We start from the raw sequence: 19,871 nt of genomic DNA, 5'->3' as shown, positions 1-19,871 counted from the left end.
GCCGCTGCCCCTTCAAACTCAAGATTTCAACGCTTCGGCCAGTTTCGCGATTTTGCCGCGCACCGAGCCATCGATTACCAAGTCACCGGCGCGGATCACCACGCCGCCGATCAGGCTCGCGTCTTCCGACGCATGAAGTCGCACTTCGCGACTGAGCCGGGCGCTGAGAGCCTTGGCGAGTTTGTCCTGCTGTTCCTGGTCCAGGGCGAAGGCACTGGTGACCTCGACCTCGACCAGCTTTTCCTGCTCGGCCTTGAGTTGCTCGAACATCACGAAGATGGTCGGCAGCAGGTCGAGCCGCTTGTTTTCAGCCACAGTCCGGACGAAGTTCTGGGCCGGAGCATTGAGCTTGTCGCCACACACGTCGATCAGCGCGTCAGCTTTCGCTGCCGCGGTCAGCTGGGGCTCCTTGAGCAGCTGGCGCACGGTGTCGTCCTGCGACACTGCAGCCAGCACACCCAGAGCAGCGGACCAATCGGCCAGTTGCTGATGAGCCTGGGCGTACTCGAAAGCCGCCTTCGCGTATGGACGAGCCAATGTGGTCAGTTCTGCCATATCGCCCTCTGCTTAGATCTCGGCGGCCAGTTGATCAACCAGCTGCTTTTGCGCGTTGGCATCGATCGAAGCACCCAGGATCTTCTCGGCGCCGGAGACAGCCAGGGCACCCACTTGGGCACGCAGGGCGTCTTTGACGCTGTTCAGTTCCTGTTCGATCTGGGCCTTGGCCTGGGCGATCATGCGATCACCTTCGGCACGGGCCTGATCACGGGCTTCGTCAACGATCTGGTTAGCGCTCTTCTTCGCCTGCTCGATGATTTCGGCTGCCTGAGCCTTGGCTTCGCGCAGTTGCTGACCCGCTTTCTCGTGGGCCAGTTCCAGGTCACGAGCCGCGCGGTTGGCAGCGTCCAGGCCGTCGGCGATCTTCTTCTGACGCTCGTGCAGAGCCGCGATGACCGGCGGCCACACGAACTTCATGCAGAAGAGGACGAAGATGGCGAACGCGATGGCCTGGCCGATCAGAGTTGCATTAATGTTCACGCCAATACCTCGCTCGTTCGTTGTTCAGTCACAGATTTCCGCTGTTCGGAAATTAGTGGGCAACCTGAGCAATGAACGGGTTAGCGAAGGTGAAGAACAGAGCGATACCAACACCGATCATGGTCACGGCGTCGAGCAGACCGGCGACGATGAACATTTTCACCTGCAGCATCGGGACCATTTCCGGCTGGCGAGCAGCGCCTTCCAGGAACTTGCCGCCCAGCAGGCCGAAGCCGATGGCGGTACCCAGAGCGCCCAGACCGATCAGCAGAGCAACGGCGATAGCAGTGAGTCCAACTACAGTTTCCATTTTTCCTCCCGACTTTTTTGTCGTGTTGGTTAAAGGTGAAGCAAGTTAAGGTGGTGAAGCTCTTCTTTCACCCCTTCCCGCGAGGGAAGGGGCGTACAGAATCTTTGGATCAGTGGCTGTCTTCGTGGGCCATCGACAGGTAGACGATGGTCAGCATCATGAAGATGAAGGCCTGCAGGGTGATGATCAGGATGTGGAACACCGCCCACGCCCAGTTCAGCACGACGCCCATGCCGCCCAGCCAGAGGATGCCGGAACCGAACATCACGGCGATCAGGATGAAGATCAGCTCCCCGGCGTACATGTTGCCGAACAGACGCAGTGCCAGGGATACCGGCTTGGCGATCAGGGTCACGAACTCCAGCAGGAAGTTCACGGGGATCAGGATGATCTGAACCGCCATGTTGCTGCTGTGGAACGGGTGCAGGGTCAGTTCGCCGAGGAAGCCGCCGATGCCCTTGACCTTGATGCTGTAGAAGATGATCAGCGCGAAGACCGCGATCGACATGCCGAAGGTGGCGTTCGGATCGGTGGTGGCCACGGCGCGGAAGAACAGGTGCTCGTTACCGGTGGCCGCCTGAGCCGCCAGCGGCAGGAAGTCCACGGGCACCAGGTCGATCAGGTTCATCAGGAAGATCCAGACGAACACGGTCAGCGCCAGCGGTGCGATGAGCGGGTTACGGCCGTGGAAGGTGTCCTTCACGCTGCCGTCGACGAACTCCACGAGAACTTCGACGAAGTTCTGCAGGCCGCCAGGTTGACCGCTGGTGGCCTTCTTGGCTGCCATGCGGAAGATAAGGATGAACACCAGGCCGAGGAATACGGACCAGCCCAGGGTATCAACGTGGAATGCCCAGAAGCCCATTTCCTTGGCTTGTTCGGCGGTGTGGGCGAACCCCCAGGAACCATCCGGCAGACGACCCAGGGTCAGGTTCTGCAAGTGGTGCTGGATGTAACCCGAAGCGCTTTCTGCTGCCATGTTTGCCTCAATCGCTCTAAGGTCTTGTAAATGTGTTTCGCATCAGCAGGGGTGCAAACCAGCTGACTACCAGAGTCAGCAGGTAGATGCCGAACAGCGCCAGGGGCGCCAGCGGCTTCACACCTGCGAACGTCAGTGCGAAGAGCACTGCCGTCAAAATCAGTTTTCCCGCCTCACCGGCATAAAAGGACCGGACTATCAGCTGGGCTGAACGGGCGCCGCTGTAGCGGAACGCCTTGCGAGCAAAGTACAGATTCGGCAACCACGCAATCAGGCCACCCAGCAGGCCGGAATAGCCTGCGACCGATCCCTGGGCAAACCACAGGGCCGCTGCACCGATAAGCAGCACCACCAGTTGGACGAGCAACAGGCTGAAAGCCGGTTGGCGATGGAAGGGCAGGCGATTGGGCTTGCGGGGTTCCATCTGTCTCACAGTCCTCTGGCGTCGGCTTCGCAAATCAACAACTTGGCATAGTTTGTGCCGACAAAATTGCGCGCAGAGTATAGGGGGCGCCGCATACCCGTTCAACCGTCGGGTAGTGATTTCCGACGCCCCCTACATGCTACGTTCGTATCAGCGTATGTGGGCGAGAACGCCCTGGAGTTCGTCGAGGGAGTTGTAGCGGATCACCAGCTGTCCCTTGCCTTTCTGGCCATGGCGAATCTGCACCGGAGCCCCCAGGCGCTCAGCCAGGCGCTGTTCCAGCCGACTGATGTCCGGATCGCTCTTGACCGGTTTGACAGGTTCGCTGGGGGCATTGAGCCACTGCCGCACCAGTGCTTCGGTCTGACGCACCGTGAGCCCGCGTGCGACAACATGTCGCGCACCTTCCACCTGCCGATTTTCCGGCAAACCGAGCAGTGCACGGGCATGGCCCATTTCCAGGTCGCCGTGGGACAGCAGGGTCTTGATCTCGTCCGGCAGGGCGATCAGGCGCAGCAGGTTGGCCACGGTCACGCGGGATTTGCCCACGGCGTCGGCGACCTGTTGCTGGGTCAGCTGGAATTCCTGCTGCAGGCGTTGCAGCGCGGCGGCTTCCTCAATGGGATTGAGGTCCTCGCGCTGGATGTTCTCGATCAGCGCCATGGCAATGGCAGCTTCGTCCGGCACTTCGCGAACCATGGCCGGGATCTTGTCCAGGCCGGCCTGCTGGCTGGCGCGCCAGCGGCGCTCGCCGGCGATGATCTCGTAGCGGCCCTTGTCGATCGGGCGCACCACGATCGGCTGCATCACGCCCTGGGCCTTGATCGACTGGGCGAGCTCTTCCAGGGCCTGCGGGTCCATGTCGCGGCGGGGCTGGTACTTGCCGCGCTGGATCAGGTCCAGCGGCAGGTGTTGCAGCTCCTTGCTGTCCACCTGAACGGCTTCTTCCTGCAGCGTAGCGGCGCTGGAGCCACTGAGCAGGGCGTCCAGCCCGCGTCCGAGACCTCGTTTCTTGGCGGCCATGCGGGTTCCTTAATCGTTTAGGCGGTGGCGGTGCTGCGAGCGGAACGCTGGCGGCGCACCAGCTCGCCGGCCAACGCCAGGTAGGCGAGGGCACCGCGGGATTGCTTGTCGTAGACCAGCGCCGGCATGCCGAAGCTGGGTGCTTCGGCCAGTCGCACGTTGCGCGGGATCACGGTGGTGTAGAGCTTGTCGCCGAAGTGTTCCTGCAGTTGCGCGCTGACGTCGTTGGTCAGGCTGATGCGCGGGTCGTACATGGTACGCAGCAGGCCTTCGATCTTCAGCGCCGGGTTCAGCCGCTCGGCGATGCGCTGGATGCTGTTCATCAGGTCGGTCAGGCCTTCCAGTGCGTAGTACTCGCACTGCATCGGGATGATCACGCCGTCCGAAGCGGACAGGGCGTTGACCGTCAGCATCGACAGCGACGGCGGGCAGTCGATGAGGATGAAGTCGTAGTTCTCGCGGATCGGCGCCAGCGCATGGCGCAGGCGGTGCTCTTTCATGTCCATCTCCAGCAGCACCACTTCCGCCGCGGTGAGATCGCGGTTGGCGGGCAGCAGCTGGTAGCCGCCGTGCTCGGAGAACTGCATGGCCTGGGCCAGATCGCATTCACCGGTGAGCACGTCGTAGATGGAATGGTCCAGGGACAACTTATCCACACCGCTGCCGGTGGTGGCGTTGCCCTGTGGATCGAGGTCGATCATCAGCACGCGACGCTTGGTGGCAACCAGCGAAGCGGCGAGGTTGATGCAGGTCGTGGTCTTGCCGACGCCGCCTTTCTGGTTGGCGATCGCGAATACCTTAGCCATGGTTTCCCCCACTCCCCGTCATGCAGTGCGGCGCAGTATCAGCAGATGGCGCTGGCCTTGGCAACCCGGCACCGCCAGAGCGTGTTCGGCTTCGACCCGGAAATCCTCCGGGAGTGCCGCGAGCTCTTCGCTGGGGTGTACGCCTTTCATGGCCAGCCAATTGGTGCGGCCGTCGCCGAGGTGGCGCGTCCAGTTCGTGAAGTCTTCGAGACTGCTGAAAGCCCGGGAGACGATGCCGTTGAACGGCTGTTCGGGCTGGAAGGCTTCGACCCGGCTGTGGATAACCTGCAGGTTATCGAGCTTGAGCTCCAGCTTCACCTGGGTGAGGAAGCGGGTCTTCTTGCCGTTGCTGTCCAGCAGGGTCAGGGACTTGCCGGGGAACAGGATGGCCAGCGGAATGCCGGGCATGCCGCCGCCACTACCGACGTCCAGCCAGCGCTCGCCGCCGGCGGCTTCGAACTGGGCGACGATGCTGAGGCTGTCGAGCAGATGGCGCGAGACCATTTCATCCACATCGCGCACGGCGGTGAGGTTGTAGGCCTTGTTCCACTTGGCCAGGAGGGCCAGGTAATCCAGCAGTCGCTGCTGAGTGGCGGCGTCGATCTCCAGGCCGAGCGCCTGGATGCCACGCGCGAGTTCGTCGGCGTGGCGGGCAGTGACCAGGGACATCAGGCGCTCTGCTCCAGCTGACGGCCGGAGGAGCGCTTCTTCAGATGGATCAGCAGCAGGGAGATCGCCGCGGGGGTCACACCCGGAATGCGGCCGGCCTGACCGAGGGTTTCCGGTCGGGCGTTGCCCAGCTTGAGCTGGATCTCCTTGGAGAGACCGGAAATGGTCTGGTAATCGATATCCACAGGCAGCTGGGTGTCTTCACTGGCGCGCAGGCGAGCGATCTCTTCCTGCTGGCGGTCGATGTAGCCAGCGTACTTGGTTCGAATTTCCACCTGTTCAGCGACCTGCGGATCTTCCGCGCCGGCGCCGGTCACTTCGGCCAGGCTGACATAGTCGATTTCCGGACGGGCCAGCAGGTTCAGCAGGTTGTATTCGTGAGCCAGCGGAGTGCCGAAGCGCTCGGCGATGGCATCGCCCTGCGGCGTGTTCGGGCGAACCCAGGTGCTCTTCAGGCGCTGTTCTTCCTTCTCGATGCCTTCGCGCTTGGCTTCGAAGACCGCCCAGCGCTCGTCGTCGATCAGGCCCAGTTCGCGCCCCTTCTCGGTCAGGCGCAGGTCGGCGTTGTCTTCGCGCAGGATCAGCCGGTATTCGGCGCGCGAAGTGAACATGCGGTACGGCTCCTGGGTGCCGAGGGTGATCAGGTCGTCGACCAGCACGCCGATATAGGCCTCGTCACGACGCGGGCACCAGCTGTCGCGGTCTTGCGAACGCAGTGCGGCGTTGGTGCCGGCGAGCAGGCCCTGGGCGCCGGCTTCTTCGTAGCCGGTGGTGCCGTTGATCTGGCCGGCGAAGAACAGACCGCCGATGACCTTGGTCTCCAGGCTGTACTTCAGGTCGCGCGGATCGAAGTAGTCGTACTCGATGGCGTAGCCCGGACGCACGATGTGTGCGTTTTCCATGCCACGGATCGAGCGGACGATATCCAGCTGCACATCGAAGGGCAGCGAGGTGGAGATGCCGTTCGGGTACAGCTCATGGGTGGTCAGGCCTTCGGGTTCGAGGAAGACCTGATGGCTGTCCTTGTCGGCGAAGCGATGGATCTTGTCTTCGATCGACGGGCAGTAGCGCGGGCCGACACCTTCGATCACGCCGGAGTACATGGGCGAACGATCGAGGTTGGAGGCGATGATCTCGTGGGTCCGCGAGTTGGTGTGGGTGATCCAGCAGCTGACCTGGCGCGGATGCATTTCCTTGGAGCCGAGGAAGGACATCACCGGGATCGGCGTATCGCCGGGCTGCTCGGTCATTACGCTGAAGTCGACGCTGCGGCCGTCGATACGCGGAGGGGTACCGGTCTTCAGTCGGCCGACACGCAGCGGCAGTTCGCGCAGGCGCTTGGCCAGGGCGATGGATGGCGGATCACCGGCGCGGCCACCGGAGTAGTTCTCCAGACCGATGTGGATAAGTCCACCGAGGAAGGTTCCGGCGGTGAGGACGACGTTATCTGCATGGAATTTCAGACCCATCTGAGTCACCACGCCGCGCACCTGGTCCTGTTCGACGATCAGGTCGTCGCAGGACTGCTGGAATATCCACAGGTTGGGTTGGTTTTCCAGGATCTCGCGTACCGCCGCCTTGTAGAGGATGCGGTCAGCTTGCGCGCGAGTTGCACGCACTGCCGGGCCTTTGCGGCTGTTCAGAACGCGGAACTGGATGCCGCCTTTATCGGTGGCCAGTGCCATGGCGCCGCCCAGCGCATCGATTTCCTTCACCAGATGGCTTTTGCCGATCCCACCGATAGCGGGGTTGCAGCTCATCTGGCCAAGGGTTTCCACATTGTGGGTGAGCAGCAGCGTCTTCACGCCTATGCGTGCAGCCGCGAGCGCGGCCTCAGTGCCGGCATGGCCGCCGCCGATCACGATCACGTCAAAACGGGAAGGGAAATCCACCACGCACCTCGTGCCTGTTGATCAAGGAGAAATAAGAGAGCCGGACAGTATAGGGGCTTAGGGCTCTCGATTGAAGGTACCTGAACAAAAAATAGCCAATCGGTGCTGTGAGCTTCTATAGAAAATAAAAGAGAGGGAATTTTTTAAATCTTTTTAGAGCTTGTGTTTATGTATGGTGAAGCCGTTTTCTGTGGATAACCGTCTGTAGCCCATGTTTCATCGATGCTTGAAGGGATAACAACCCTGTGTCGATGCTGTCAGGTGACGGGGGATGTCCGGTTTTCAGCCTGTGGATTAAGGATGATGTTATCAACAGGCGGATTTATCCACGGCTTGCGACAGGTGTTGTCAACCTAGCTGTACGCGAGTTTTCCACAGGTTTCACGGAGGCCTGTGAAGTTCTGCTTTTTCGTCCTGAAAGCTAGATATGACGCGGGTTATGCCGCTAAGGACGCTGTGGATAGATATTTCGCGGAGATAGTTGCAGGCAGAGGGAGGCGCGGCGACGGAATGGCTCCGTCACCGGCGAGGAAGGTGGGTGTTGTGGATTACTTGCCGATGCAGAAGCTGGAGAAGATGCGCCCCAGCAGATCATCCGGCGTGAAGGCGCCAGTGATTTCGCCCAGGGCTTGCTGGGCCTGACGCAGGTCCTCGGCCAGCAGTTCGCCGGCGCCGCTCAGGGTGAGCTGGGCGCGGCCGTGCTCGAGGCTGTCGCCGGCCTGCCGCAGGGCTTCCAGATGGCGCCTGCGGGCGCTGAAGCTGCTTTCCGCTGTCTGTTCGAAGCCCATGCAGGCCTTGAGATGTTCACGCAGAAGGTCCAGGCCATTGCCGGAGCGGGCGGACAGGGTGATGGTGACGTGGCCGTCCGCGCTTTCTTCGAGGCCGATGACCTCTGTGGATAAATCCGCCTTGTTGCGAATCAGCGTGACGTGGGTCGGATCGGGCCGGCTGTCGAGGAATTCCGGCCACAGGGCGAAGGGATCGCTGGCCTCCGGTGCGGTGGAGTCGACCACCAGGAGTACGCGATCGGCTTCATTGATGGCTTTCAGGGCGCGTTCAACGCCGATCTTTTCCACGTGGTCGTCGGTACTGCGCAGGCCGGCAGTGTCGATGATGTGCAGCGGCATGCCGTCGATGTGGATATGTTCGCGCAGCACATCGCGGGTCGTACCGGCGATATCGGTGACGATGGCGGCTTCACGGCCTGCCAGGGCGTTCAGCAGGCTCGATTTGCCGGCGTTGGGCCGGCCGGCGATCACCACGGTCATGCCGTCGCGCAGCAGAGCGCCCTGGCCCGCCTCGCGCAGCACCGCGGCCAGTTCGTCGCGTACAGCATCCAGTTGCGAGAGGACGTGGCCATCCGCGAGGAAGTCGATTTCTTCTTCGGGGAAGTCGATGGCGACCTCGACGTACATACGCAGCTGGATCAGCTGGTCGGTGAGATGGTGCACGCGGCGCGAGAATTCGCCTTGCAGTGAACGCACGGCATTGCGCGCGGCCTGGGCCGAGCTGGCCTCGATGAGGTCGGCAATGGCCTCGGCCTGGGCCAGGTCGAGCTTGTCGTTGAGGAAGGCGCGCTCGCTGAACTCGCCAGGGCGTGCCTGGCGTGCACCCAGTTCCAGGCAGCGCTGCAGGAGCATGTCCATCACCACGGGACCGCCGTGCCCCTGCAGTTCCAGCACATCTTCGCCCGTGAAGGAGTTGGGACCGGGGAAATACAGCAGCAGGCCCTCGTCGATCACGTCGCCGTCGTCGGCGTGGAACGGCCCGTAATGGGCGTAACGCGGCTGTGGCTCCCGACCGCTGAGGGTGATGGCCATGGCGCGGGCGCGTGGCCCGGAGACGCGGACGATGCCGACCCCGCCACGACCCTGGGCGGTGGCGACGGCGGCGATGGTTTCACGGGCTGCATTCATGTCGGCGGTCTCGCGGTGTTCTCGGGAGGGCAGAATTATCCACATAGCAAAACGCCCCACGAGGGGGCGTTTTGGCTATCGGCGGGAGGGGCGATCAGGCAGAGGCCTTCTTCGCCGAACCCTCGATCTGACGGGTAATGTACCACTGCTGTGCGATGGACAGGCAGTTGTTCACAACCCAGTACAGCACCAGGCCGGCCGGGAACCACAGGAAGAAGAAGGTGAAGATGATCGGCATCAGCTTCATCACCTTGGCCTGCATGGGGTCCGGCGGCGTCGGGTTGAGCATCTGCTGAACCAGCATGGTGGCGCCCATGATGATCGGCAGGATGAAGAACGGATCCTTCACCGACAGGTCGACGATCCAGCCCAGCCAGGGGGCCTGGCGCATCTCGACGCTTTCCAGCAGTACCCAGTAAAGGGACAGGAAGACCGGCATCTGCACCAGGATCGGCAGGCAGCCGCCCAGCGGATTGATCTTCTCCTTCTTGTACAGCTCCATCATCGCCTGGGACATCTTCTGGCGATCGTCGCCATGCTGCTCCTTCAGAGCCTGCATCTTCGGCGATACGGCGCGCATGCGGGCCATGGAGCGGTAGCTGGCGGCGGACAGCGGGAAGAAGGCCATCTTGATGACGATGGTCAGCAGGATGATCGACCAGCCCCAGTTACCCACCAGGTTGTGGATATGTTGCAGCAGCCAGAAGATCGGCTGGGCGATGAACCACAGCGGGCCGTAGTCGACGGTCAGCTCCAGACCCTTGGACAGCTCGCCCAGGTAGGTCTGCAGCTTCGGACCGGCATACAGGGTCATGCTGGTTTCGCCCTTGGCACCCGGCGCAACGGTGATGTTCGGACCGGTGAAGCCGACGATGTAGTTGCCCTGGGCGTCCTTGCGGGTCATCACGTTGTGGGTGTCGCCCTTGGCGGGTACCCAGGCGGTGACGAAGTAGTGTTGCAGCCAGGCTACCCAGCCGCCCTGTACGGATTCCTTGAACTGCTCCTTGTCCATGTCCTTCATGGACACTTTCACGTAGGGCTTTTCAGGGGTCCAGACCGCGGCGCCGAGGTAGGTCGACACGCCAGTGGCGGTAGTGGAGGACGGATCGACGCTGGCGTCACGCTTGAGCTGGGCGAACAGCGAAGCGCTCCAGGGTTTGCCGCTCTGGTTGTCGATCAGGTAGCTCACACCGACCTGATAGGCATTGGGGTTGATGCACTCGAGCTTCTTCTGCGCTTTTTCCTTGTCGCTGCAGTCGCCTTTCAGGCCGCGATGGAAGGTGAAGCGCTTGATGTAGCTGACGCCATCCTGTGCATAAGTCAGGTCGACGACCATCTGGTCCTGGCCGTCAGCCAGTTCGTAGACGGTTTTGGCCGATGCATAGAGCGGGCGACCGCTGGCAGCAGCATCCGGACCATTGGCGCCGGTCAGGCCGCTTTGGGCAAGGTAGGTGCGCTGGTTGTCACGCTCGAACAGCGGGAACGGTACATCCGGACGATCCTGGCGCAGCGGGTACTGGGTCAGGCCCAGTTTCACCACGTCGCCACCGCGCGGGTCGATGGACAGGTCCAGTACGTCGGTCTTCACGCGGATCAGCTGGTCGCTGACGGCTACCGGCTTCTGCTCGGTGGGCAGGCCCGCCTGGGCATTCTGGGCGGTCGGTACGTCGGCATTGCTGGCCGCGCCGCCGGCAGGCACGGAGGTATCCGGCAGGCCTTCGTTCTGGTTGAAGGTCGCGGTCTGCGCTGGCAGTTCAGGCTGGCCGTAGTCCTTGTTCCACTGGAGGACCAGCGCATAGGACACGATTGCCAGGGCGACGAATAGGATTGAACGTTTGATGTCCATGATTACTCGGCCGTCGAGGAAGGGGCGGTCTTGGATGGGGCTGGCGGTACCGGATCATAGCCACCGGGGTGCCAGGGGTGGCAGTGGCCGAGGCGACGAGCGGCCAGCCAGCCACCACGCAGGAAGCCATGGATTTCGATGGCTTCCTGCGCGTAGCAGGAACAGCTGGGATAGAAACGACAGTGCCTGCCCATCATGGGACTGATGGCGTAGCGGTAAAACTGGATCAGTAGAAGCGCCAGTCTACGCATGGGAACTGTCGGCCACTCCCGGAGATTCTGTCGTAGGTTCCGGGCTGGGCCGATTGCGCAACAGGCGCTTCCAGAGTTTGCCGAACTGCTGGTGCAGTTCTTCATTCTCCAGATCGCCGAGGCCCTTGCGCGCGATGACCACGATATCCAGGCCGGCCAGTTTTTGCTGGTTGTGGCGGAAGGATTCGCGGAGAAGGCGTTTGAGGCGGTTACGCTCGACGGCGAGCTTGACGTTCTTCTTGCCGATCACCAGGCCGAGGCGGGGGTGATCGAGACCGTTTTCGCGCGCCAGCAGCAGGATGTGCTTGCCGGGAACCTTGGAGGTGGGGGAGTCGAAGACTGCTGTGAAATGCCGGGCTGTCAGTAGACGCTTATCCCGGTCGAAGCCTTGACTCACCACCTGTGTCGGACAAATCAGACGGTCAGACGCTTACGGCCCTTGGCGCGACGACGCGACAGAACCTGACGACCGTTCTTGGTGGCCATGCGAGCGCGGAAACCGTGGACGCGAGCGCGCTTGAGGGTGCTGGGTTGGAAAGTACGTTTCATGATTCGGTACCTGGGTTGACGACTTGAGGTCGCAGTGACCCCGTTTAAAGAGACCGGCGATTCTAGAGAAATCGCGCGGTCAGGTCAATTTCCAACCAGCACCGGATACAAATTGAATTAAGAAGAGGCGAAATTCTTTTTTGAAAGATTGAAGCGGTGATTATGACTGTTGGAGGCCTTGCCTGTGCATAAGTCATTGCAGGCCTTTGCTAGTCGAGCTTCCGGTCAATGAAAACCCTGTCCGGAACGGGTGGGCGGCTTGTGTTTCGACGGTTGGAAAGCTGGGGACAGAACCTTGGTTTTTCCACAGCCGTTTTTTCCACAGCCTGATCACCAGGCTCATCCCCTGCCTCATCCAGCTGTTATCCACAAGGCTCACGGCCCGCTTACCCGACAATCGGCGTATTCATTAACATCTTGATTTTACTTGCGTCCGCCCTCGTTTCTCATGTGGATAAGTTCTCCCGGCACGGCTACAATATCGACCTATTTTCGCTTTGCGCCTTCTTTGGGGGATATCCGTGTCCGTGGAACTTTGGCAGCAGTGCGTGGAGCTTCTGCGCGATGAGCTGCCGTCCCAGCAATTCAACACCTGGATCCGACCTCTACAGGTCGAGTCCGAGGGTGAGGAGCTGCGCGTTTACGCACCCAACCGCTTCGTGCTCGATTGGGTCAACGAGAAGTACATGGGGCGCATGCTCGAGCTGCTCAGTGAGCGTGGCAACGGCCAGATCCCGGCCTTGTCACTGCTGATCGGCAGCCGTCGCAGTCGTACGCCGCGTGCGGCGTTGGTTCCGCAGCCCCATGTCAGCGTGCCGTCGGCGCCCCCTCCCATTGCCGCCGTGGCACCGGCTCCGATTGCTCCCGTGGCCGTTGCACCGGCGATCCCGGAGCCGCAACCGACGCCGGCTCAGCCGGTTGCCCAGCCGCTGCCTGACCTCGATGAGTCCAGTCCGGGTATCGATCCGCTGGCCGCGGCAATGCCCGCGACTGTGCGTACCGAACGCAACGTGCAGGTGGAAGGCGCGCTCAAGCACACCAGCTATCTCAACCGCACCTTTACCTTCGAGAACTTCGTCGAAGGCAAGTCCAACCAGCTGGCCCGCGCGGCGGCCTGGCAGGTGGCGGACAACCTCAAGCACGGCTACAACCCGCTCTTCCTTTATGGTGGCGTCGGCCTGGGCAAGACCCACCTGATGCACGCTGTGGGTAACCATCTGCTGAAGAAGAATCCCAATGCCAAGGTCGTGTACCTGCATTCGGAGCGTTTCGTCGCGGACATGGTGAAGGCGCTGCAGCTGAACGCCATCAACGAATTCAAGCGCTTCTACCGTTCGGTGGACGCGTTGCTGATCGACGACATCCAGTTCTTCGCCCGCAAGGAGCGTTCCCAGGAAGAGTTCTTCCACACCTTCAACGCCCTTCTTGAAGGCGGCCAGCAGGTCATCCTGACCAGCGACCGCTATCCGAAGGAAATCGAAGGCCTGGAAGAACGCCTGAAGTCGCGCTTCGGCTGGGGCCTGACGGTGGCCGTGGAGCCGCCGGAACTGGAAACCCGCGTGGCGATCCTGATGAAGAAGGCCGAGCAGGCCAAGGTCGAGCTGCCGCATGATGCGGCGTTCTTCATCGCGCAACGCATCCGCTCCAACGTGCGCGAGCTGGAAGGTGCGCTCAAGCGCGTGATCGCCCACTCCCACTTCATGGGCCGCCCGATCACCATCGAGCTGATCCGCGAGTCGCTGAAGGACCTGCTGGCCCTGCAGGACAAGCTGGTCAGCATCGACAACATCCAGCGCACCGTCGCCGAGTACTACAAGATCAAGATCGCCGACCTGCTGTCCAAGCGCCGTTCGCGCTCGGTGGCACGTCCGCGTCAGGTTGCCATGGCACTCTCGAAGGAACTGACCAACCACAGTCTGCCGGAAATCGGCGTGGCCTTCGGTGGTCGGGACCACACGACTGTGTTGCACGCCTGCCGCAAGATTGCTCAACTCAAGGAATCCGACGCGGATATCCGCGAGGACTACAAGAACCTGCTGCGTACTCTGACCACCTGACGCAGCCTCACGAGGCAAGGGACTAGACCATGCATTTCACTATTCAACGCGAAGCTCTGTTGAAACCCCTGCAACTGGTCGCTGGCGTTGTCGAGCGCCGCCAGACGCTGCCGGTTCTTTCCAACGTCCTGCTGGTTGTCGAAGGTCAGCAGCTGTCGCTGACCGGTACCGACCTTGAAGTCGAACTGGTTGGCCGCGTGACCCTGGAAGATGCCGCCGAACCGGGCGAAATCACCGTACCGGCGCGCAAGCTGATGGACATCTGCAAGAGCCTGCCCAGCGACGCCGTGATCGACATCCGCGTCGACGAGCAGAAACTCCTGGTGAAGGCCGGCCGCAGCCGCTTCACCCTCTCCACCCTGCCGGCCAACGACTTCCCCACCGTGGAAGAAGGTCCGGGTTCGCTGACCTTCAGCCTGGTGCAGAGCAAGCTGCGTCGTCTGATCGACCGCACCAGCTTCGCCATGGCGCAGCAGGACGTGCGTTATTACCTCAACGGCATGCTGCTCGAAGTGGGCGGCGGCACCCTGCGCGCCGTCGCGACCGACGGTCACCGCCTGGCCATGTGCTCGCTGAGCAACGGTGTGCCGGAAGCTCAGGATCGCCACCAGGTGATCGTGCCGCGCAAGGGCATCCTCGAACTGGCTCGCCTGCTCACCGAGCAGGACGGCGAAGTGTCCATCGTCCTCGGCCAGCACCACATTCGTGCGACCACCGGCGAGTTCACCTTCACCTCCAAGCTGGTCGACGGCAAGTTCCCGGATTACGAGCGCGTGCTGCCCAAGGGCGGCGACAAGCTGGTACTCGGTGATCGCCAGGTGCTGCGTGAGGCCTTCAGCCGTACCGCGATCCTCTCCAACGAGAAGTACCGCGGCATTCGTCTGCAGCTTTCCAACGGCCTTCTGAAAATCCAAGCGAACAACCCGGAGCAGGAAGAGGCGGAAGAAGAAGTGCAGGTCGACTACAACGGCGGCAACCTGGAGATCGGCTTCAACGTCAGCTATCTGCTGGACGTCCTGGGTGTAATGGGTACCGAGCAGGTGCGCATGATCCTCTCCGACTCCAACAGCAGTGCGCTGGTGCAGGAAGCGGACAACGACGACTCCGCCTATGTCGTCATGCCGATGCGCCTCTGACGCGTATCGATGTCCCTGACCCGCCTTTCGGTCACCGCGGTGCGCAACTTGCACCCGGTGACCTTCTCCCCCTCCTCCCGCATCAACATCCTCTACGGCGAAAACGGCAGCGGCAAAACTAGCGTGCTGGAAGCCATTCACCTGCTCGGTCTCGCCCGCTCCTTCCGCAGCCTTCGCCTGCAACCCGTTATCCAGTATGACGAACCCGCTTGTACCGTTTTCGGGCAGGTTCGCCTGGGCAACGGCTTCGACAGCAGCCTGGGTGTTTCGCGGGATCGTCAGGGCGAGTTCCAGATTCGTATAGACGGACAGAATGCGCGCAGTGCTGCGCAGCTGGCTGAAACGCTGCCGCTGCAGTTGATCAACCCGGACAGCTTCCGCCTGCTGGAAGGTTCGCCCAAGGTTCGTCGGCAGTTCCTCGACTGGGGAGTGTTCCACGTGGAACAACGCTTCATGGTCGCCTGGCAAAGACTGCAGAAGGCCTTGCGGCAGCGGAACTCGTGGCTTCGACATGGTAAACTGGACGATGCTTCGCAGGCTGCCTGGGACCGCGAATTATGCTCGGCGAGCGACGAAATCGATGGGTACCGACGGTCCTATATCCAGGCTCTCAAGCCCCAGTTCGAGCGCACTCTTGCCGAGCTTATCCAGCTCGATGACCTGACGCTCAGCTATTACCGGGGATGGGACAAGGAGCGTGACCTGAGTGAAGTACTGTCTTCCAGTCTGCTGCGTGATCAGCAGATGGGGCATACCCAGGCAGGACCGCAACGGGCGGATTTGAGAATTCGCCTGGGGGGGCACAATGCCGCGGAGATTCTTTCCCGTGGCCAACAGAAACTGGTGGTCTGCGCATTGCGGATCGCCCAGGGGCATCTCATCAATCAGGCCAAGCGCGGTCAGTGCGTGTACCTGGTGGATGACCTCCCCTCCGAATTGGATGAGAAGCATCGGTTGTCTTTGTGCCGGCTTCTCGAAGATCTGGGTTGCCAGGTATTCATCACCTGCGTCGATCCGCACTTATTGAAAGACGGCTGGCGAACGGAAACGCCGGTGTCGATGTTCCACGTGGAACATGGGCGCGTCTCTCAGGACACTACCATCGGGAGTGAAGAATGAGCGAGAACACCTACGACTCTTCCAGTATCAAGGTACTGAAGGGGCTGGACGCCGTACGCAAGCGTCCGGGCATGTACATCGGTGATACCGACGACGGTACTGGCCTGCACCACATGGTATTCGAGGTGGTGGACAACTCGATCGACGAAGCGCTGGCCGGCTACTGCAGCGAGATCAGCATCACCATTCACACCGATGAATCCATTACCGTCCGCGACAACGGTCGCGGCATTCCGGTGGATATCCACAAGGAAGAAGGGGTCTCCGCAGCCGAGGTCATCATGACCGTGCTGCACGCCGGCGGTAAGTTCGACGACAACAGCTACAAGGTCTCCGGTGGCCTGCACGGCGTGGGTGTGTCGGTAGTGAACGCCCTCTCCCACGAGCTGCGCCTGACCATTCGCCGTGAAGGCAAGGTCTGGGAGCAGATCTACCACCACGGCGTTCCGCAGTTCCCGCTGCGCCCGGTCGGAGATACCGAAGGTTCGGGTACCGAGGTGCACTTCAAGCCCTCCCCTGAGACCTTCCACAACATCCACTTCAGCTGGGACATCCTGGCCAAGCGGATCCGCGAGCTGTCCTTCCTGAACTCCGGCGTCGGCATCGTCCTGCGTGACGAGCGTGCCGGCAAGGAAGAACTGTTCAAATACGAGGGTGGCCTGCGTGCCTTCGTCGAGTACCTGAACACCAACAAGACAGCGGTGAACCAGGTCTTCCACTTCAACTGCCAGCGTGAAGAAGACGGCGTCGGCGTTGAAGTTGCCCTGCAGTGGAACGACAGCTTCAACGAGAACATCCTCTGCTTCACCAACAACATTCCCCAGCGTGACGGAGGTACCCACCTGGCGGGCTTCCGCTCTGCCCTCACCCGTCACCTGAACAACTACATCGAGCAGGAAGGCCTGGCGAAGAAGTTCAAGATCGCCACCACCGGCGACGACGCCCGTGAAGGTCTGACCGCGATCATTTCGGTGAAGGTACCGGATCCGAAGTTCAGTTCGCAGACCAAGGACAAGCTGGTTTCCTCGGAGGTGAAGACCGCCGTGGAACAGGAAATGGGCAAGTACTTCGCCGACTTCCTGCTGGAGAACCCGAACGAAGCCAAGGCCGTGGTCGGCAAGATGATCGATGCCGCCCGTGCCCGCGAGGCCGCGCGCAAGGCCCGTGAGATGACCCGCCGCAAGGGCGCGCTCGACATCGCCGGCCTGCCGGGCAAGCTCGCCGACTGCCAGGAGAAGGACCCCGCCCTCTCCGAACTGTACATCGTGGAAGGTGACTCCGCGGGCGGTTCTGCCAAGCAGGGCCGTAACCGCAAGACCCAGGCGATCCTGCCGCTCAAGGGCAAGATCCTCAACGTCGAGAAGGCTCGCTTCGACAAGATGCTGTCCTCCCAGGAGGTCGGCACCCTGATCACCGCGCTGGGCTGCGGTATCGGTCGCGAGGAGTACAACATCGACAAGCTGCGTTACCACAACATCATCATCATGACCGATGCTGACGTCGACGGTTCGCACATCCGTACCCTGCTGCTGACCTTCTTCTTCCGTCAGTTGCCCGAGCTGGTCGAGCGCGGCTACATCTACATCGCCCAGCCGCCGCTGTACAAGGTGAAGAAAGGCAAGCAGGAGCAGTACATCAAGGACGACGTGGCCATGGAGGAATACATGACCCAGTCGGCCCTCGAGGAAGCCAGCGTGCACGTCAACGAAAGCGCCCCGGGCCTGTCCGGCGAAGCGCTGGAGAAGCTGGTCAACGAGTACCGCGGCGTGATGCGTACTCTCGCCCGCCTGTCCCGTCTGTACCCGCAGGACCTGACCGAGCACTTCGTCTATCTGCCGCGCATCGAGGTGGAGAAGCTGGGCGACCAGGCCGCCATGCAAAGCTGGCTGGAGCAGTACCAGGCCCGTCTGAAGTCCGCCGAGAAGTCCGGCCTGGTCTACAAGGTCAGCCTGCGCGAAGACCGCGAGCGTCACCTGTGGCTGCCGGAAGTCGAGATGGTCGCCCACGGCCTGTCGAGCTACGTCACCTTCAACCGCGACTTCTTCGCCAGCAACGATTACCGCGCGGTAACCGAGCTGGGCGCCAAGCTGAACAGCCTGATGGAAGAAGGCGCCTACGTTCAGAAGGGCGAGCGCAAGAAGACCGTGGCGAGCTTCAAGGAAGCCCTGGACTGGCTGATGGCCGAAGGCACCAAGCGCCACAGCATCCAGCGATACAAAGGTCTGGGCGAGATGAACCCGGAGCAGCTGTGGGAAACCACCATGGACCCGAACGTGCGTCGCATGCTGAAGGTGACCATCGAGGACGCCATCGCTGCCGACCAGCTGTTCAACACCCTGATGGGCGATGCCGTGGAGCCGCGCCGCGACTTCATCGAAAGCAACGCCCTGGCGGTGTCCAACCTGGACGTCTGATCCGCAGGCAAAAAGAAAGGGCCCTTCGGGGCCCTTTTCTTTTGTCCGGCTGAAAGCTTCAGGAGGCTTCGGCAACCGCCTGAGGGGCGGCCTCGGGCGGCAGCTCACCCATGTCACGCAGGGTCTGCACGACCCAGTTCTCGGCGCGCTGGTTGAGCTCGGTGATGGCGCGTGCGCCCTCCCCCTCGGCATACATCGCCGGGCCGATCACGACCTGAATGGTGCCGGGGTATTTCGCCCAGCCGTTCTTCGGCCAGCAGTGCCCGGCGTTGTGCGCGATCGGCAACACCGGCAGGTTGGCGTTGACCGCCAGGGCCGCGCCACCGCGGGAGAACTTGCCGATCTGGCCGGTGGGCACGCGGGTGCCTTCCGGGAAGATCAGCACCCAGGCGCCCTGCTTCAGGCGTTCGTCGCCCTGCTTGGCCATCTGCTTGAGGGCCACCTTGGGTTGGTCGCGGTTGATGGCGATAGGCTTGAGCAGCGCCATGGCCCAGCCAAAGAAGGGCACGAACAGCAGCTCGCGCTTGAGCACCTGGCTGAGCGGCTCGAAGTAGCCGGTGAGGAAGAAGGTTTCCCAGGTGCTCTGGTGCTTGGCCAGGATCACGCAGGGCTGTTCGGGGATGTTCTCCACGCCCTTGAGCTCATAACGCACGCCGACCATCCAGGTGGCCAGCCAGACGGCGAACTTGCACCAGGCCTGGGCGATGAAGCGATAGCGCGCGCGGAACGGCAGGAAGGGCGCGATGAGCAGGCTGAGGGTGCCCCAGACGAAGGCGCTGAAGGACAGCAGCAGGTAGAAGAGAACGGTTCTGATGGCCTGCACTGTGATGAATCCTCAGGAAAGTAGATGGGCAGCAACGGCTGCCAGATCGTCGAATACCAGGGTGCCCTCGGGCAAGGCTTTGCCCAGGGTGCGTTCGCCCTTGCCGGTCTTTACCAACACGGGCTGACAATCGACGGCCAGCGCGGCGTCCAGGTCACCCCGGCTGTCTCCCACGAACCAGATGCCGTGGAGCTCGACGCCGTAGTGGCGGGCGATCTGCTGCAGCATACCGGGTTTCGGCTTGCGGCAGTCGCAGCCGTCGTCGGGGCCGTGCGGACAGTAGACGATCACCCCGAGTTCACCGCCCTGCTCCGCCACCAGCTCGCGCAGGCGCTGGTGCATGCTTTCCAGCGTCGCCAGGTCATAGTAGCCGCGGGCGATGCCCGACTGGTTGGTGGCCACCGCGACGGTCCAGCCAGCCTTGCTCAGTTGGGCGATGGCGGCGATGGCGCTGGGGATCGGAATCCACTCGTCGAGGGACTTGATGTAGTCGTCGGAGTCCTGGTTGATGACACCGTCGCGGTCGAGGATCAGTAGCTTCATGCTTCGATAAGTCACGGGCTTCGATAAGTCGGAAATGAAAAAGCCGGGAGTCCGTTACGGCGAACCGTTGCGAACT

General features: G+C 61.9%; 21 protein-coding genes. 4 read left to right on the top strand and 17 right to left on the bottom strand.

The genetic code is table 11. The features are described 5' to 3' along the window. Positions 1–18: 18 nt before the first annotated feature. The 15 genes from J5M67_RS08635 to J5M67_RS08565 form a co-directional block, all read right to left on the bottom strand. Positions 19–555, bottom strand: coding sequence for a F0F1 ATP synthase subunit delta (locus tag J5M67_RS08635; protein ID WP_152227812.1), 537 nt, complete (start codon positions 553–555; stop codon positions 19–21). A gap of 12 nt (positions 556–567) precedes the next feature. After that, the gene (locus J5M67_RS08630; RefSeq protein WP_017518842.1) at positions 568–1,038 is read right to left on the bottom strand and encodes a F0F1 ATP synthase subunit B; all 471 of its coding nucleotides are present in this window, start codon (positions 1,036–1,038) and stop codon (positions 568–570) included. A 52-nt stretch (positions 1,039–1,090) separates the two neighbouring features. Then, complete coding sequence (atpE, locus tag J5M67_RS08625; RefSeq protein ID WP_043256731.1) at positions 1,091–1,348, bottom strand: F0F1 ATP synthase subunit C; 258 nt, start codon at positions 1,346–1,348, stop codon at positions 1,091–1,093. A 109-nt stretch (positions 1,349–1,457) separates the two neighbouring features. Beyond that, on the bottom strand, positions 1,458–2,327 hold the full coding sequence (gene atpB, locus J5M67_RS08620; RefSeq protein WP_207884886.1) for a F0F1 ATP synthase subunit A: 870 nt from the start codon (positions 2,325–2,327) through the stop codon (positions 1,458–1,460). Between the two features lie 16 nt (positions 2,328–2,343). Then, entirely contained in the window at positions 2,344–2,751 is a 408-nt protein-coding gene (locus J5M67_RS08615; protein ID WP_207884885.1) for a F0F1 ATP synthase subunit I, read from the bottom strand. 150 nt (positions 2,752–2,901) lie between these two features. Then, positions 2,902–3,774, bottom strand: a complete 873-nt coding sequence (locus J5M67_RS08610) for a ParB/RepB/Spo0J family partition protein (RefSeq protein ID WP_207884884.1) — start codon at positions 3,772–3,774, stop codon at positions 2,902–2,904. Between the two features lie 17 nt (positions 3,775–3,791). After that, positions 3,792–4,580: a ParA family protein gene (locus tag J5M67_RS08605; protein ID WP_207884883.1), complete on the bottom strand. Its 789-nt coding sequence runs from the start codon at positions 4,578–4,580 to the stop codon at positions 3,792–3,794. A gap of 18 nt (positions 4,581–4,598) precedes the next feature. Next, positions 4,599–5,249 carry a 16S rRNA (guanine(527)-N(7))-methyltransferase RsmG gene (rsmG, locus tag J5M67_RS08600; RefSeq protein ID WP_207884882.1) on the bottom strand — a complete coding sequence of 217 codons (651 nt, stop codon included), beginning with the start codon at positions 5,247–5,249 and terminating at the stop codon, positions 4,599–4,601. Beyond that, a complete protein-coding gene (gene mnmG, locus J5M67_RS08595) occupies positions 5,249–7,141 on the bottom strand; it encodes a tRNA uridine-5-carboxymethylaminomethyl(34) synthesis enzyme MnmG (RefSeq protein ID WP_207884881.1) in 1,893 nt (630 codons plus the stop codon). Before mnmG ends, rsmG begins: the two co-directional genes overlap by 1 nt. Before the next feature lie 548 nt (positions 7,142–7,689). Further along, on the bottom strand, positions 7,690–9,057 hold the full coding sequence (gene mnmE / locus J5M67_RS08590; RefSeq protein ID WP_207884880.1) for a tRNA uridine-5-carboxymethylaminomethyl(34) synthesis GTPase MnmE: 1,368 nt from the start codon (positions 9,055–9,057) through the stop codon (positions 7,690–7,692). Between the two features lie 94 nt (positions 9,058–9,151). Next, positions 9,152–10,903, bottom strand: coding sequence for a membrane protein insertase YidC (gene yidC, locus J5M67_RS08585; RefSeq protein WP_207884879.1), 1,752 nt, complete (start codon positions 10,901–10,903; stop codon positions 9,152–9,154). A 2-nt stretch (positions 10,904–10,905) separates the two neighbouring features. After that, the gene (gene yidD, locus J5M67_RS08580) at positions 10,906–11,154 is read right to left on the bottom strand and encodes a membrane protein insertion efficiency factor YidD (RefSeq protein WP_207884878.1); all 249 of its coding nucleotides are present in this window, start codon (positions 11,152–11,154) and stop codon (positions 10,906–10,908) included. Beyond that, on the bottom strand, positions 11,147–11,554 hold the full coding sequence (gene rnpA, locus J5M67_RS08575; protein ID WP_207884877.1) for a ribonuclease P protein component: 408 nt from the start codon (positions 11,552–11,554) through the stop codon (positions 11,147–11,149). Before rnpA ends, yidD begins: the two co-directional genes overlap by 8 nt. Before the next feature lie 14 nt (positions 11,555–11,568). Continuing rightward, complete coding sequence (rpmH, locus tag J5M67_RS08570) at positions 11,569–11,703, bottom strand: 50S ribosomal protein L34 (RefSeq protein WP_003100258.1); 135 nt, start codon at positions 11,701–11,703, stop codon at positions 11,569–11,571. Positions 11,704–11,896: 193 nt separating this feature from the next. Next, positions 11,897–12,046, bottom strand: coding sequence for a hypothetical protein (locus J5M67_RS08565; protein ID WP_207884876.1), 150 nt, complete (start codon positions 12,044–12,046; stop codon positions 11,897–11,899). 178 nt (positions 12,047–12,224) lie between these two features. On the opposite strand from J5M67_RS08565, the gene dnaA reads away from it, so the two are divergent. The 4 genes from dnaA to gyrB are packed head-to-tail and all read left to right on the top strand — an operon-like array spanning position 12,225 to position 18,429. Further along, positions 12,225–13,760, top strand: a complete 1,536-nt coding sequence (gene dnaA, locus J5M67_RS08560) for a chromosomal replication initiator protein DnaA (RefSeq protein WP_207884875.1) — start codon at positions 12,225–12,227, stop codon at positions 13,758–13,760. Between the two features lie 29 nt (positions 13,761–13,789). Next, positions 13,790–14,896: a DNA polymerase III subunit beta gene (gene dnaN / locus J5M67_RS08555; RefSeq protein WP_207884874.1), complete on the top strand. Its 1,107-nt coding sequence runs from the start codon at positions 13,790–13,792 to the stop codon at positions 14,894–14,896. 9 nt (positions 14,897–14,905) lie between these two features. Continuing rightward, complete coding sequence (gene recF, locus J5M67_RS08550) at positions 14,906–16,015, top strand: DNA replication/repair protein RecF (RefSeq protein WP_207884873.1); 1,110 nt, start codon at positions 14,906–14,908, stop codon at positions 16,013–16,015. Further along, complete coding sequence (gyrB, locus tag J5M67_RS08545; protein WP_207884872.1) at positions 16,012–18,429, top strand: DNA topoisomerase (ATP-hydrolyzing) subunit B; 2,418 nt, start codon at positions 16,012–16,014, stop codon at positions 18,427–18,429. The genes recF and gyrB overlap by 4 nt, the downstream gene beginning before the upstream one ends. A 58-nt stretch (positions 18,430–18,487) precedes the next feature. On the opposite strand, the gene J5M67_RS08540 is transcribed toward gyrB, so the two are convergent. Both J5M67_RS08540 and gmhB read right to left on the bottom strand, forming a co-directional pair. Then, positions 18,488–19,258 (bottom strand): lysophospholipid acyltransferase family protein, encoded by a 771-nt coding sequence (locus J5M67_RS08540; protein ID WP_207884998.1) that lies wholly within the window; start codon positions 19,256–19,258, stop codon positions 18,488–18,490. A 6-nt stretch (positions 19,259–19,264) separates the two neighbouring features. Continuing rightward, positions 19,265–19,795, bottom strand: coding sequence for a D-glycero-beta-D-manno-heptose 1,7-bisphosphate 7-phosphatase (gene gmhB / locus J5M67_RS08535; protein ID WP_207884871.1), 531 nt, complete (start codon positions 19,793–19,795; stop codon positions 19,265–19,267). Between the last annotated feature and the right edge of the window lie 76 nt (positions 19,796–19,871).

It is taken from the genome of Pseudomonas sp. 30_B (assembly GCF_017491605.1).
In the GTDB taxonomy this organism is placed as follows: Bacteria; Pseudomonadota; Gammaproteobacteria; order Pseudomonadales; family Pseudomonadaceae; genus Pseudomonas.
Note: the sequence above shows the minus strand (reverse complement) of the source record. Positions and strands in the feature narration are given on the sequence as shown.